Origin of the sequence: Actinocorallia sp. B10E7 (genome assembly GCF_039871655.1) — a bacterium.
GTDB lineage: Bacteria > Actinomycetota > Actinomycetes > Streptosporangiales > Streptosporangiaceae > Actinocorallia.
On sequence record NZ_JBDPLZ010000004.1, the window covers coordinates 488,759 to 501,507 of the forward strand.

A 12,749-nucleotide genomic window follows, 5' to 3' on the forward strand; every position below is an offset into this window, starting at 1 on the left:
GGGAGGGTGCTCATGGCCGGTCCGCTGTCCGGAGTGCGAGTGATCGAACTGGCCGGGATCGGTCCCGGGCCGTTCGCGGGGATGCTGCTGGCCGATCTGGGCGCCGAGGTGATCAGGATCGACCGGCCCGGCGCCGGTCCCGGGGGCCCCGCCCTGGAGAAGGACATGACCAACCGGTCCAAGCGCTCGGTCGCGGTCGACCTCAAGAACGAGGCGGGCCGCGAAGTGGTCCTGCGTCTGGTCGAGCAGGCCGACGTGCTGCTGGAGGGCTTCCGCCCCGGCGTCACCGAGCGGCTCGGCCTGGGCCCCGAGCAGTGCCTGGAGCGCAACCCGAGGCTGGTGTACGGGCGGATGACCGGCTGGGGCCAGGAGGGCCCGCTCAGCCACACCGCCGGGCACGACATCGACTACATCGCCATCACCGGCGCGCTGCACGCCATCGGCCGGGCCGGCGGCCCGCCGCAGGTGCCGCTGAACCTGCTGGGCGACTTCGCCGGCGGCAGCATGTACCTGGTCGTCGGAGTGCTGGCCGCGCTCCTGGAGTCCAAGACCAGCGGCAAGGGCCAGGTCGTGGACGCCGCCATCGTGGACGGCACCGCGCACCTGACCACCTTCATCCACGCCTTCCTGGCCTCGGGCAGCTGGCAGGACAAGCGCGGCATCAACACCCTGGACACGGGCGCGCCGTTCTACGACGTCTACGAGACCGCGGACGGCGAGTACATGGCCCTCGGCGCCATCGAGTCGCAGTTCTACGCCGAGTTCCTCAAGCGGCTCGGGGTCTCCCCCGAGGAGGCGGGCCACTACGACTTCGTCAACTGGGAGAAGAACCGCGCCCTGTTCGCGGAGAGGTTCAAGACGAAGACCCGCGACGAGTGGACGGAGATCTTCGTCCCGTCCGACGCCTGCGTCGCCCCGGTGCTGAGCCTCAAGGAGGCCACCGAGCACCCGTGGAACACCGAGCGCCAGGTCTTCGTGGACACGGAGTACGGGGCCAAGGAGCCGGCTCCGGCGCCGCGCTTCTCCCGCACGCCCGGTGAGATCACCGGCCCGCCGTCGCTGCCCGGCCGCGACACCCGCGCGGTGCTGACCGACCTGGGCTTCAAGGACGTGGACGAACTCCTCGCCTCCGGGGCGGTCGCCGAACGCTGATTCCCGCGGCGGGCAGGGGGAGTCCGGAACGTCCTTGTATCGAGCACATTCTGTGAAGGAACCGGCTGTATAACTTGGGCGTCAGACTCCGGGAACGCCGTACAGGCTCCCGGCGTCGCGCTCCTCGGTCTGGAGGCCTTCGTTGTACACACCCCCGCCCGCCCCCGCCCCCTACTACCCGCCGCCCCCTCCCGCCCGCCGCCGCAGATGGCCGGTGGTCCTGGCGGTGGTGGCGCTGCTGGCGGGCATCGCCATCGGGGTGACGGCCGTCGTGGTGGTGCTGGACCCGTGGGGCAAGGCCTCGTGCGGCCCGGACGGGGTGACGCTCAACGTCGTCTCCTCGCCCGAGAAGTACGGGGTGATGAAGGACCTCGCCGAGGACTACAGCGGCCGCACGGTCGACGGCGTCTGCGTCGAGGTCGCGGTGGCGTCCAAATCGTCCGGCGAGGCGATGACCGCGCTGGCCCGCGGCTGGAACCCGGCGGCCGACGGCTCCGCCCAGCCCGACGTGTGGAGCCCCGCGGCCAGCACCTGGGTCGCGCTGCTGCGCCAGCGCCTCCAAGAGGAGAACAAGACCGACATCGTCCCCGCCGAGACCCCCGGCGTGGCCGTCTCCCCGCTGGTCATCGCGATGCCCCGGCCGATGGCCGAGGCGATGGGCTGGCCTTCGGCCGAGCTCGGCTGGGAGGACATCCTCCGGCTGGCCCGCGACCCCAAGGGCTGGGGGCTGTACGGGCACCCCGAATGGGGGAGGTTCAAGCTCGGCAAGACCAACCCGAACTACTCGACGTCCGGGCTGAACGCCACGGTCGGCGCCTACTACGCCGCCAGCGGCGAGGCCGACGGGCTCACCGCCGCCGACCTCGACCGCGCAGACGTGCGCTCCTTCGTCCGCGACGTGGAGAGCAGCATCGTCCACTACGGCGACACCACGTTGACGTTCCTGTCCGGCCTGCAGCGCGCGGACGACGCGGGGCAGGCACTGAACTACGTGTCGGCCGTCGCCGTCGAGGAGATGTCCGTCCGGTACTACAACCAGGGCGACCCGACGGGCGAGGCCAAGAACGAGCACGCGCCGCCGAAGGTCCCGCTGGTGGCGATCTACCCGAAGGAGGGGTCGATCGTCTCCGACCACCCGTACGTCGCGCTGAGCACGATGGAACCGCGCAAGCGGCCTCTGGCCACCGACTTCCTGCAGTACCTGCGCGGCACCGAGGGGCAGGAGCGCTTCGGCGAGGACGCCTTCCGCGGCTACGACAACCAGGTCGCCCCCGCCATCACCCGGGAGAACGGGCTGCTGTCCGACCAGCCCGCCAGGATGATCGCGGCGCCCGCGCCCGAGGTGCTGGCCAAGGCGCTGGACGGCTGGGAGTCGCTGCGCAAGCGCTCCAACGTACTGTGGGTGGTGGACGTCTCCGGCTCGATGAAGGAGCAGGTGCCCGGCACCGGGCAGACCCGGATGGAACTGGCCAAGGCCTCGCTGACCAAGGCCATGGACCAGTTCATCGGGGTCGACCGGGTCGGCCTGTGGGAGTTCGCCACCAGGCTGGACGGCGCTCGGGACCATCGGGAACTGGTGCCGATCGGCCCCGTCTCGGGCAACCGCTCGCAGCTGAAGGCCAAGGTCGGCGCCCTCAGCCCGGTGTCCGACACCGGGCTGTACGACACCGCCTTGGCCGCCTTCGAGAAGGTCCGCGCCCAACGGGTCGGCGGAGCCATCAACTCGGTCGTCCTGCTCACCGACGGGGTCAACGACGACCCCGGCTCGATCTCGCTGGAGACCCTGCTCGGCAAGCTGGACAAGGAGAGCGGCGTCCGCCTGTTCACCGTCGGGTTCTCCACGGGGGCCGACCACGCCGGCCTCAAGAGGATCTCCGAGGCGACGGACGCCCAGGCCTACGACGCCAGTGACGCGGCCAGCATCGACAAGGTCATCGCCAACGTGACCGCGAACTTCTGAGGCCTGCTCCAGCGATTTCGGAACGGACCTCAGTGGCCGTACGACTGGGGCTGCACCCGCTCGTCATCGCGGTCCGAGTGGTTCCGGTACACCGGGACCCGGTACACGGGGTAACCGTGGAATCGGGTCCCGTGGTACTCCCGGTCGTCGTACTCGTGGTCGTGGTCGCGCCCGTCATGATCCCGGTACTCATGATCCCGGTACTCGTGGTCCCGGTCGTCGTGCTCGTGGTGCCGGCCCTCGTGGTCGAGGTGCCGGCCCTTGTGGTCACGGGCGTGGTGGTCGTGGCGTCCGTGCGCGTGGTGCTCCTCCGCCCTGGGCCCGGGTGACGCCTGCTTGTCGGCTCTGGCGTCGTACTTCTCCAGAGGAACCTGCTTGATGTCCTTCCTGACGTCCTTCGACATGTCCTTGCTGGACTTGACCTTGTATCCGGGGACCTTGGCGTGGTCGGAGGAGCCGTGGAAGGGGACGGTGGTGCAGATGATGGGGTCTCCGGCCTCGCCGCTGGTCGGATGGGTCGGCTTGCCGTGCACGACCACCGAGTTGGCGGCGCCGGCCTTGATGGCCCAGGGGCGTTCCGAGCGGACATGGGCGTGTCCGTTCCGGTCGACGGTGAAGTCGAGCCACAGTTCGCGGTCCCGCAGCTTCCCCTTGCGGGAGTGCTGGTAGTGCTTCCCGGAGTCCGTGGGCTTGGCCCCGCACCTGTCGACGTGCACGTGGGCGCCGAAGGAGCGGCCGTAGGCGCTGGGCGGGAAGTTCGAGGCGTCCAGGGTGACGCTGGTGGAACGCCGGGTGGTGCGGACGGTCACCGCGGTCAGGACCTTGGAGTAGTCGTCGTCATAGACGAAGGAGGGTCCGAAGGTCCGCGGGTCGGGCCCAGCGGCGGCGGAGGAGGCAGTGGCCAGGGAGACCACCGCCCCCACGCAGGTCAGAGCCGTCGCCGCGCCGCAGAGTGCTTTCATTTTCGCTCCCGGATGGAGATGAGCAGGTGTGCCCTACTGGTCTCTCCCACCGGCCCCCACGGCAGTGTCACAGGGGGGTCAACCGATTTCCAATATCCCTGAGCCAGTCTGGAGGAATGCTGATTCATCTCAAGAAACTACGCAGGGGACTCGTCGCGGCGGTGGTGTTCGGAGCGCTGTGCGGAGCGGCCGCACGTCTTCTCATGCGCTTCTTCACCCTGATCGGCCGGCAGGTTCCGGAGTTCACCTGGGGCGGCGCGCTGGGCATCGTGGTCGGCGTGACGGTGCTCTACCTGCCCGGAGCGCTCGCCCTGTCGGTGCTGCGCGGCCGGTGGCGGCTGCTCGGCCACGCGATGGTGGCGGTGACCGTCGTCCCGCACGTGATACAGGCCAAGGCCTTCTACGCCGAGATCTTCACTTTTTTCTGGAGCACCCAGCGGTGGGCGGTGTACTGGGCGGTCCACGCGCTGTACCTGGCGGTACTCCTGGCCTGCTGGTACGGGATCGCCCGGATGACGCGCGAACACGCCTCGGAAAAAGACGAAAGGGCCTCCGACGCCGTTGGCGGAGACCCCGTCTTGGAAAGGCTCTGAGCGGTTAGAAGTCGTCGTTGAGACGCGCGATCAGAGCGTTGTACTCATCCCAGAGTTCCTTGGGCAGGTGGTCGCCGAAGGTCTCGAGGTGCGCCGGCATGAGGGAGGCCTCGCGCTTCCAGGTCTCCTTGTCGGCCGACAGCAGGACGTCCAGGTCCTGGCCGTCGATCTGCAGGCCCTCGAGGTCGAGCGCGGAGGCGGTCGGGACGTGGCCGATGGCGGTCTTCTTGGCGTCGGCCTTGCCCTCGAGGCGCTCCACGATCCACTTCAGGACGCGGCTGTTCTCGCCGTAGCCCGGCCACAGCCACTTGCCGTTCTCGTCCTTGCGGAACCAGTTGACGTAGTAGATGCGCGGCAGCTTCTCGGCATCGGCCGAAGCGCCCAGCTTCAGCCAGTGGCCGAAGTAGTCACCCATGTTGTAGCCGCAGAACGGCAGCATCGCGAACGGGTCGTAGCGCAACTCGCCGACGGTGCCCTCGGCGGCGGCGGTCTTCTCCGAGGCGATGTTCGCGCCGAGGAAGACACCGTGCTGCCAGTCGAAGGACTCGGTGACCAGCGGGACCGAGGTCGCGCGGCGGCCGCCGAACAGGATCGCCGAGATCGGGACGCCGTTGGGGTCCTCCCACTCCGGCGCGATGATCGGGCACTGCCCGGCCGGGGTGGTGAAGCGGGCGTTCGGGTGGGCGGCCGGGGTCTCGGACTCCGGCGTCCAGTCGTTGCCCTTCCAGTCGATCAGGTGCGCCGGGGGCTCGTCGGTCAGGCCCTCCCACCACACGTCACCGTCGTCGGTGAGGGCGACGTTGGTGAAGATGGAGTTGCCCCACAGCGTCTTGATCGCGTTGGCGTTGGTGGTCTCGCCGGTGCCGGGTGCGACACCGAAGAAGCCGGCCTCGGGGTTGATGGCGTACAGCCGGCCGTCCTCGCCGAAACGCATCCAGGCGATGTCGTCGCCGATGGTCTCGACCTTCCAGCCGGGGATGGTCGGCTGGAGCATGGCCAGGTTGGTCTTGCCGCAGGCGCTGGGGAAGGCGGCGGTGACGTACTTGGCCTCGCCCGACGGCGGGGTCAGCTTCAGGATGAGCATGTGCTCGGCGAGCCAGCCCTCGTCGCGGGCCATCGTCGAGGCGATGCGCAGCGCGTAGCACTTCTTGCCCAGCAGCGCGTTGCCGCCGTAACCCGAGCCGTAGGACCAGATCTCACGCGTCTCGGGGAAGTGCGAGATGTACTTCTCGGTGTTGCACGGCCACGGCACGTCCTCCTGGCCGGGCTCAAGGGGAGCGCCCACGGTGTGGACGGCCTTCACGAAGGAGCCGCGCTCCTCGATCAGCCGCAGCGCGTCGGCGCCCATGCGGGTCATGATCCGCATGGAGACGGCCACATACGCCGAGTCGGTGATCTCAACGCCGAGCTGGGAGATGTTGCCGCCCAGCGGGCCCATGCAGAACGGCACCACATACAGGGTGCGGCCCTTCATGGCGCCGTCGAAGAGCTCGCCGAAGGTGGCGCGCATCTCCGCGGGCGCGATCCAGTTGTTGGTCGGGCCCGCGTCCTCCTGCTTCTCCGAGCAGATGTAGGTGCGGTCCTCCACGCGCGCGACGTCGCGCGGGTCGGAGGCGGCGTAGAAGCTGTTCGGGCGCTTCTCAGGGTTCAGCCGCTTGAAGGTGCCCTGCTCGATGAGGAGGTCGGTCAGCCGTACCCACTCCTCCTCGGAGCCGTCACACCAGACGACCTTGTCCGGCTTGGTCAGCGCAGCGATCTCGCCGACCCACTCGATCAGTTCCTGGTTGCTGGTAGGTGCCGGTTTGAGACCGGGGACCTGGTCAGACACGCCTACTCCTCACACCTCATTGGGGTTGTACGCATCGTGAACGACAACTAGAGGTTTTGGCCAATTGGCCCAGACCAATGCGTTACTTTGCGGAAACATCATCTCACGCAGAAAAATCTCCAGACTTCTCTCGACGGACCCGCAACGACGCCGAAGCGCAGAGGTCATCCTGCGTTGTACGGGTGAAGAAGGCCATACCCATCTCTTCGCGTGGGCTCGCCGATGTGGCACAGATCTCATTGTCCGGACCGGTGTGGACCGGACCGACTCCCACCTGCGCAGACGGATTCCCGGCGGCGATCCGGTCGCGACTTTGTAATGGTGGTTTTCAAAAGTAAAGGGCTTTCCCTAAAAAAGTGGGTCCCGCCGGAAACGAGAAACACCGGCCCTTCCCGCCTTTCACCGAAGCCGTCAAGGGAGGAAAACCGGTGTCCTTCCGGGGCCGGATCCTGGGACCATGCGCGCATGAGTCGCCTGCACGTGTTCGACTTGGACGGCACCCTCCTGCGGGACACCACGGCGGGCCTGGAGATCGCCCGCCGTCTCGGCTGCCTGCCCGACCTCCTCCTGCTGGAGGACGCCTTCGCCCGGGGCGCGCTCGACACCCGGGGCTTCGCGGCCGGCCTGTGCCGCCTGTGGCACGACCTGGAGGCCGCCGTGGTGGCCGAGGCGTTCGCGTCCGCCCCGTGGATCGGCGGCATGCGGGAGGTCTTCGCCGACATCGCCCGTCGCGGCGAGCACGCCATCGTCATCACGATGTCGCCGGACTTCTTCGCCCGCCACCTCCTGGACCACGGGCCGCGGGAGGTCGTGGCGTCCCGTTTCCCGCCCCTGCCGCTGCGCGAGGCGGCCGACCCCGCCGGCATCCTCACCCCGGCCGACAAGGTCACCGCCACCGACCGGGTCCTGGCGGCGCTCGGACTGTCCCGCCGCGACTGCGTCGCCTACGGAGACTCGGGATCCGACATCCCCCTCTTCCGGGAGCTCCCGCATACCGTGGCCGTCAACGCCACCCCCGCCCTCCGCGCCCTCGCCCCGGAGCACTACGACGGAGACGACCTCCGCGTCCCCTACGAGAGGGCGCGGAGGCGTCTGGAAGCCGGTCTCCCCGGAGGGGAGGGCGTCAGCCGACGGTGACGGTGCCGTTGGGAAAGCGGTCTCAGGAGCGGCGGTGCCGTCCGCCCGGCAGGTGCTGCAGACGTTCCCGGGCCAGGGGCGCGTGGTGGGGGTGGCCGGTGGCGATCGCCAGCTCGAGCCAGTCGGCCGCGGCGCCGGGGTTTCCCGCCACCGCCTCCAGGACGCCGAGCTCGACCATGGCCCGCGGCGCCTCGTCGGGATGGCCCGCGGAGATGATCCGCTCGTAGCGGTGCCGGAGCTCGGCGAGCCGTTCGGGTTCGGCGGGCGGGACCGGCTCCGGCCGCGTCTCGGCCGCCCTGGGGCCGCGTGCCAGGACCAGTTCGGCGACCTTCTCCGGCAGCCTCCGCTGGGTCAGGCGCCCGGCGGAGGCCAGGGCGGTGTGCAGCTCCCGCAGGTTGGGGCGGTCGGCGGGATCCTTGGCCAGGCAGGCTCCGATCACCGACCGCAGGGACCGGGAGAGCGGGGACAGGTCGGGGGCCTCGCGCAGGACGCGGTGCAGCACGGCGGCGGAGGTGTCGGAGCCGAACGGGCTGCCGCCCGCGGAGTGCACCAGGAGGGCGCCCAGGGTGAACACGTCGCCGGCGGGGTCCGGCGCGCTCCCGCCGTCCAGCAGTTCGGGGGGCAGGAACGGCAGGGTGCCCATGGGGACGCCGAAGGCGCTCTGGCTGCCGGCGTCGAAGATCCCGGCGAGCCCGAAGTCGACCAGATGGGGGCCGTCCGCGGTGAGGATGACGTTCTTCGGGGTGAGGTCGCGGTGCGCCAGCCCCCGGTCGTGCAGGATCACCAGGCCCTGGGCGAGGCTCACGCCCAGGCTGCGGACCGTCTCCTCCGGCCAGGGCCCGTGCCGGCCGAGGGCCTCGGCGAGGGAGGGGCCGTGCAGGTAGGCCGAGGCGAGCCAGAGCCGGTCGCCGTCGAGCCGCATGTCCACCAGCGGGGCCAGCAGGGGGCCGTCGATCCGCTGGAGCATCGCGGCCTCCCGGGCGAGCCGCTCCAGGAAGAGGGGATCGGCGGCGAACACCGGGCGGACCATCCGGACGGCCACCTGCCGCCCGTCCGCGGAGCGCCCGTGGAACAGAACGCCCATCCGCCCGTCTCCCAGCCGCCCGTACAGCTCGTACGGACCGGCCGTCCTCGGGTCCTCCGGGTACAACCGCACTCTCACCGGCACCTCGTCTTTCGCGGTCGTGATCTCATCAAGCCCTTTGCGGGGGAGCTGTGTCATGGGCCATACCTGCCGCAGGACGTGAGGAGGCTCACTTCCTGACGGGGAAGATATTGAGCTTTCAATCAGTTTCTGGAGGGTGACGCCACGCCGACAGAAAGCGATCTTCCCCCATGTCCCTCGCTCTCGACGCATCCGCCCAGAATCTGCTGTTCCGTGAGGCCCGCACCGCCAACTCCTTCACCGGCGAGCCGGTGACCGAGGAGCAGGTCCAGTCGATCTACGACCTCGTCAAGTACGCGCCGACCGCGATGAACTCCCAGCCGCTGCGGATCGTGCTCGTGCGCGGCCAGGAGGCGCGCGAGCGGCTGGTGAACCAGATGTCCGAGGGCAACAAGGCCAAGACGCTCTCCGCCCCGCTCGTCGCCGTCCTCGCCTACGACGTCGACTTCCACGAGGAACTGCCCAAGGTGTTCCCGCACGCCCCGGGCGCCAAGGACGGCCTCGCCGACGAGGCCGTACGGCACAAGCTCGGCTCCTTCAACGCCACCCTCCAGGCCGGCTACTTCCTCCTGGGCGTCCGGGCCGCGGGCCTGGCCGCCGGGCCGATGACCGGATTCGACGCCGAAGGCATCGACAAGGAGTTCTTCGGAGACGGCAGGCACAAGGTGCTCGCCGTGGTGAACATCGGCAAGCCGGGCCCCGACGCCTGGTTCGCCCGCAACCCGCGACTGGACTACGAAGAGGTCGTCACCGAGATCTGACGGTCCGCCGATCCAGCCGCGCCGAGAGCCCCGTCCAACGCCACAAGCGGGACGGGGCTCTCGCATGCGCGCGTGCGAGGCCGGCCGGAACCGAGCCTCAGCGTCTGCCCCACTTTCGAGAGCGTTTCCGCCCCGCGAGCTCCCGCAGGATCCCGATGGCCCTTTCGGCGTGCTCGGGATGCCCGGTGGCCGCGGCCTCCTCGAGCCACTCGAGCGCCTCGTCGAGGCTCCCCTGGGAGGCGTACAGCAGGCCCAGATCGGCCATGGCGCCCGGCGCCTCGTCGGGGTGGGCGCTCTTGACCGCGTGCAGGTACCACGTGTGGGCGGCGTTCGGGTCGCCCTGCGCCTCGGCCAGCGAGCCCAGAAGCCGCATGGCCTCCGGGGAACAGTCCGGGTCGTCCAGATCGACGACCTGCCGGTATCTGGCGTAGGCGGAGCCGAAATCGCCCCGGCGCTCCTCCAACATGCCGAGCTGGACCAACGCCATCGGGACGTACAGCGGGGAACCGGACCTGACGGTCAGCTCGTACCAGTGGCGCGACGCCTCGTCGTTCCCCTGAATGGTCTCCATCAGGCCGAGCTGGATCATCGCGGCGGGGCCGCGCAGGTCGTGGCCGGACTCGATCGCCTGCCGGTACCAGTGGCGGGCGGCGTCGGTGTTCCCCTCGTTCCGCTCCAGATTCGCCAGGTCGATCATGGCATCGGGCGCCGCGTCGGGGTGGCCCGTGGCGATCGCCTGCCGGTACCAGTGGCGGGCGACGTCGGTGTTGCCCTCCTCCGCCTCCAGTTCCGCCAGGTCCGCCAGCGCACCGGGCGCCTGGTCGGGGTCGCCGGTGGCGACGGCCTGCTGGTACCGGTGGCGGGCCGCGGCGAGGTCGCCGCGGGCGGCCTCCAGCCCGGCCAGGTCGCGCAGCGCCTCGGCGAGATGCTCGGGGCCGCCGGTGGCGATGAGCTGCTGGAGCCAGTGGTACGCGGCCTCGCCGTTCCCCTCCTCCTTCTCCAGGCGCGCCAGGTTCCAGAGAGTCTCGCGTGCCTGCGAAGGGTCCGCCACGGCGAGGGACCGCTGGTACCAGTGGCGGGCGGCGTCGATGTTCCCCGCCGAGCTCTCCAACAGGCCCAGAGCGTTCATCGCCAGGGGTGCGATGAGGTCGTCCCCGCTGGAGAGGGCGTGCTGGAACAGGGCGCGGGCGCCGTCCAGGTCGCCGTTCCGGAACCGGTCGAGCCCGTCCTGGAGCAGTTTGGGCCTGGCCTGGCGGACCTCGGGCTGCTGGGACGCGACCAGCTCGACGACCTGCGGAGGCAGCTGCTGAGAGGTCAGCGGTCCGGCGGAGGCCAGCGCGCCGTGGAGGTCGCGGAGGACGGGACGCGCCGCGGGGTGCTTGGCCAGGCAGGCGGAGACCACCCCGTGCAGGGACGGAGACAGGAGGGACAGATCGGGTTCCTCGTTCAGGACGCGCCGCAGCACGGCCGACGGGTCGCCGCCGCCGAACGGGCTGCCGCCGGTGGCGGTGTAGGCCAGGAGGAGGCCGAGGACGAAGACGTCGCCGGCGGGGCCGGTGTCGCCCTGCCCGTTGAACCGCTCCGGCGGCAGGAACGGGGGAGTCCCCATGGGCGTGCCTATGACGGTGCGGCTGACGGAGTCGAAGACCCCGGCTATCCCGAAGTCGACGAGTCGGGGACCGTCCTTGGTGAGGATGACGTTCCTCGGCGTGAGGTCGCGGTGCGCCAGCCCGCGGTCGTGGAGGACGGACAGGCCCTGGACGAGGCTCGCGCCCAGGCTCCGCACCGTCTCCGCCTGCCAGGGCCCGTACCGGTTGACGGCGTCGGCCAGCGAGGGGCCGGGCAGGTAGGTGGAGGCCAGCCAGAGCGGGTCGCCGTCGAACCCGGATTCCACCAGCGGTACGAGGGCGGGGCCTGTGACCTGGCGGAGCGCTGACGCCTCACGGGCGAGCCGCTGCCGGAAGGACGGGTCCGCGGCGAACTGCGGACGCACCGTCCGCAGGGCCACCTTCCGCCCGTCCTCGGAGCGCCCGAAGAACAGGACGCCCATCCGCCCCTCGCCCAGTCGCCCGTGCAACGTGTACGGGCCTACGCTCTGCGGATCCTCCGCGCGCAACTGCTCTCTCACCAGACCCCCCGTTCTTCCCCGATCAGTGATCACACCAAGCTCCGCGCGCGAGGTCTGTAGCACCTGACACATTTCGCTCCTTGCACTCCACAAGCCCCGCAGAACGCCATGGACACCACGATCGCGGGACGGTTCCGGCATGAAATGCTGGGCGCATGAGTGAACCCGTCTCGATCGGACTCGTCGGAGCCGGCCCGTGGGCGGGTCAGGTGCACGCCCCGGCCATCACGGGAGGGCCGCACACCAGGCTCGCCGGCGTCTGGGCGCGCAGGCCCGAGGCGGCCGCGGACCTGGCGGCGGCGCACGGCTCGGTACCCTACGAACGGCTCGAGGACCTCTTCGACCACTGCGAGGCCGTCGCCTTCGCGGTGCCCCCGGACGTCCAGGCCATGCTGGCGGTCCAGGCCGCCAAGGCGGGCAAGGCGCTGCTGCTGGAGAAGCCCCTGGCGATGGACCTGGACGGCGCCCGCGACCTGGTGGAGGCGGTCGGCGAGGCAGGTGTCGTCTCCCAGATGGTCTTCACGCTGCGCTACTCCGCCGCCGCCCGGGACTTCCTCACCCGGGTCTCGGCCATCGAGCCCTTCGGCGGCTACGGGCAGTTCGTCTCCTCGGTGCTGAGCGGCGGCCCGTTCGCCACCCCCTGGCGGCTCGAGCGCGGCGCGATCCTCGACCTCGGCCCGCACATCGTCGACCTCCTGGACGCCTCTCTCGGCCGGGTCGTCTCCGTCCGCGCCCACGGCGACCCGCTGCGCTGGGTGGGCATGCTGCTGGAGCACGAGACGGGCGCCGTCAGCGAGGCGTCGGTGTCCATGGCGGGCCACGGCACCCCGCCCCCCGCCCGCGTGGAGGTCTTCGGCCGCGGCGGCACGGAGACCCTCGACTGGTCCCTCCTGGGCGACGACGCCTTCGACCGCATGATCGCCGAGTTCGCCCACGCCGTCCGCACCGGCACCCCCCACCCCCTCGACGCCGCCCACGGCCTCCACATCCAGCGCCTCCTAGCCCAGGCCGAATCCCAACTGACCGAGGCCGGCGGATGACATGGGAGGCGGGCACCGGTCAT

Annotated in this window: 10 protein-coding genes; 6 read left to right on the top strand and 4 right to left on the bottom strand. The window is 70.4% G+C overall.

What is annotated here, in order from left to right; all coding sequences use genetic code 11:
* The first annotated feature begins 12 nt into the window (after positions 1-12).
* Together ABGB12_RS16165 and ABGB12_RS16170 are read left to right on the top strand one after the other, a co-directional pair.
* A complete protein-coding gene (locus ABGB12_RS16165; RefSeq protein ID WP_347678606.1) occupies positions 13-1,152 on the top strand; it encodes a CaiB/BaiF CoA-transferase family protein in 1,140 nt (379 codons plus the stop codon).
* Positions 1,153-1,294: 142 nt separating this feature from the next.
* Positions 1,295-3,112 (top strand): substrate-binding and VWA domain-containing protein, encoded by a 1,818-nt coding sequence (locus ABGB12_RS16170; protein WP_347678608.1) that lies wholly within the window; start codon positions 1,295-1,297, stop codon positions 3,110-3,112.
* A gap of 29 nt (positions 3,113-3,141) precedes the next feature.
* Here ABGB12_RS16170 and ABGB12_RS16175 read toward each other — a convergent pair whose 3' ends face one another.
* Complete coding sequence (locus ABGB12_RS16175) at positions 3,142-4,074, bottom strand: hypothetical protein (RefSeq protein WP_347678610.1); 933 nt, start codon at positions 4,072-4,074, stop codon at positions 3,142-3,144.
* Between the two features lie 116 nt (positions 4,075-4,190).
* On the opposite strand from ABGB12_RS16175, the gene ABGB12_RS16180 reads away from it, so the two are divergent.
* Positions 4,191-4,667, top strand: coding sequence for a hypothetical protein (locus ABGB12_RS16180; protein ID WP_347678612.1), 477 nt, complete (start codon positions 4,191-4,193; stop codon positions 4,665-4,667).
* A gap of 4 nt (positions 4,668-4,671) precedes the next feature.
* Here the strand turns inward: ABGB12_RS16180 and ABGB12_RS16185 are convergent, their stop codons facing one another.
* Positions 4,672-6,495, bottom strand: coding sequence for a phosphoenolpyruvate carboxykinase (GTP) (locus ABGB12_RS16185; RefSeq protein WP_347678614.1), 1,824 nt, complete (start codon positions 6,493-6,495; stop codon positions 4,672-4,674).
* A gap of 465 nt (positions 6,496-6,960) precedes the next feature.
* On the opposite strand from ABGB12_RS16185, the gene ABGB12_RS16190 reads away from it, so the two are divergent.
* Positions 6,961-7,632 carry an HAD-IB family phosphatase gene (locus ABGB12_RS16190; protein WP_347678615.1) on the top strand — a complete coding sequence of 224 codons (672 nt, stop codon included), beginning with the start codon at positions 6,961-6,963 and terminating at the stop codon, positions 7,630-7,632.
* Positions 7,633-7,654: 22 nt separating this feature from the next.
* Here the strand turns inward: ABGB12_RS16190 and ABGB12_RS16195 are convergent, their stop codons facing one another.
* Positions 7,655-8,794 carry a serine/threonine-protein kinase gene (locus ABGB12_RS16195; protein WP_347678616.1) on the bottom strand — a complete coding sequence of 380 codons (1,140 nt, stop codon included), beginning with the start codon at positions 8,792-8,794 and terminating at the stop codon, positions 7,655-7,657.
* Between the two features lie 173 nt (positions 8,795-8,967).
* Between ABGB12_RS16195 and ABGB12_RS16200 the strand changes: the two genes are divergently transcribed.
* Positions 8,968-9,558, top strand: a complete 591-nt coding sequence (locus ABGB12_RS16200) for a malonic semialdehyde reductase (RefSeq protein WP_347678617.1) — start codon at positions 8,968-8,970, stop codon at positions 9,556-9,558.
* Between the two features lie 97 nt (positions 9,559-9,655).
* Here the strand turns inward: ABGB12_RS16200 and ABGB12_RS16205 are convergent, their stop codons facing one another.
* Entirely contained in the window at positions 9,656-11,686 is a 2,031-nt protein-coding gene (locus tag ABGB12_RS16205) for a tetratricopeptide repeat protein (protein WP_347678619.1), read from the bottom strand.
* Positions 11,687-11,841: 155 nt separating this feature from the next.
* Here ABGB12_RS16205 and ABGB12_RS16210 point away from each other — a divergent pair, with 155 nt between their 5' ends.
* The gene (locus ABGB12_RS16210) at positions 11,842-12,726 is read left to right on the top strand and encodes a Gfo/Idh/MocA family oxidoreductase (protein WP_347678621.1); all 885 of its coding nucleotides are present in this window, start codon (positions 11,842-11,844) and stop codon (positions 12,724-12,726) included.
* Positions 12,727-12,749 lie beyond the last annotated feature (23 nt).

Coding starts and splice junctions, on each gene's coding strand:
- ABGB12_RS16165 (WP_347678606.1), top strand. CDS start 13: ATGGCCGGTCCGCTGTCCGGAGTGCGAGTGATCGAACTGGCCGGGATC.
- ABGB12_RS16175 (WP_347678610.1), bottom strand. CDS start 4,074: ATGAAAGCACTCTGCGGCGCGGCGACGGCTCTGACCTGCGTGGGGGCG.
- ABGB12_RS16180 (WP_347678612.1), top strand. CDS start 4,191: ATGCTGATTCATCTCAAGAAACTACGCAGGGGACTCGTCGCGGCGGTG.
- ABGB12_RS16190 (WP_347678615.1), top strand. CDS start 6,961: ATGAGTCGCCTGCACGTGTTCGACTTGGACGGCACCCTCCTGCGGGAC.
- ABGB12_RS16200 (WP_347678617.1), top strand. CDS start 8,968: ATGTCCCTCGCTCTCGACGCATCCGCCCAGAATCTGCTGTTCCGTGAG.
- ABGB12_RS16210 (WP_347678621.1), top strand. CDS start 11,842: ATGAGTGAACCCGTCTCGATCGGACTCGTCGGAGCCGGCCCGTGGGCG.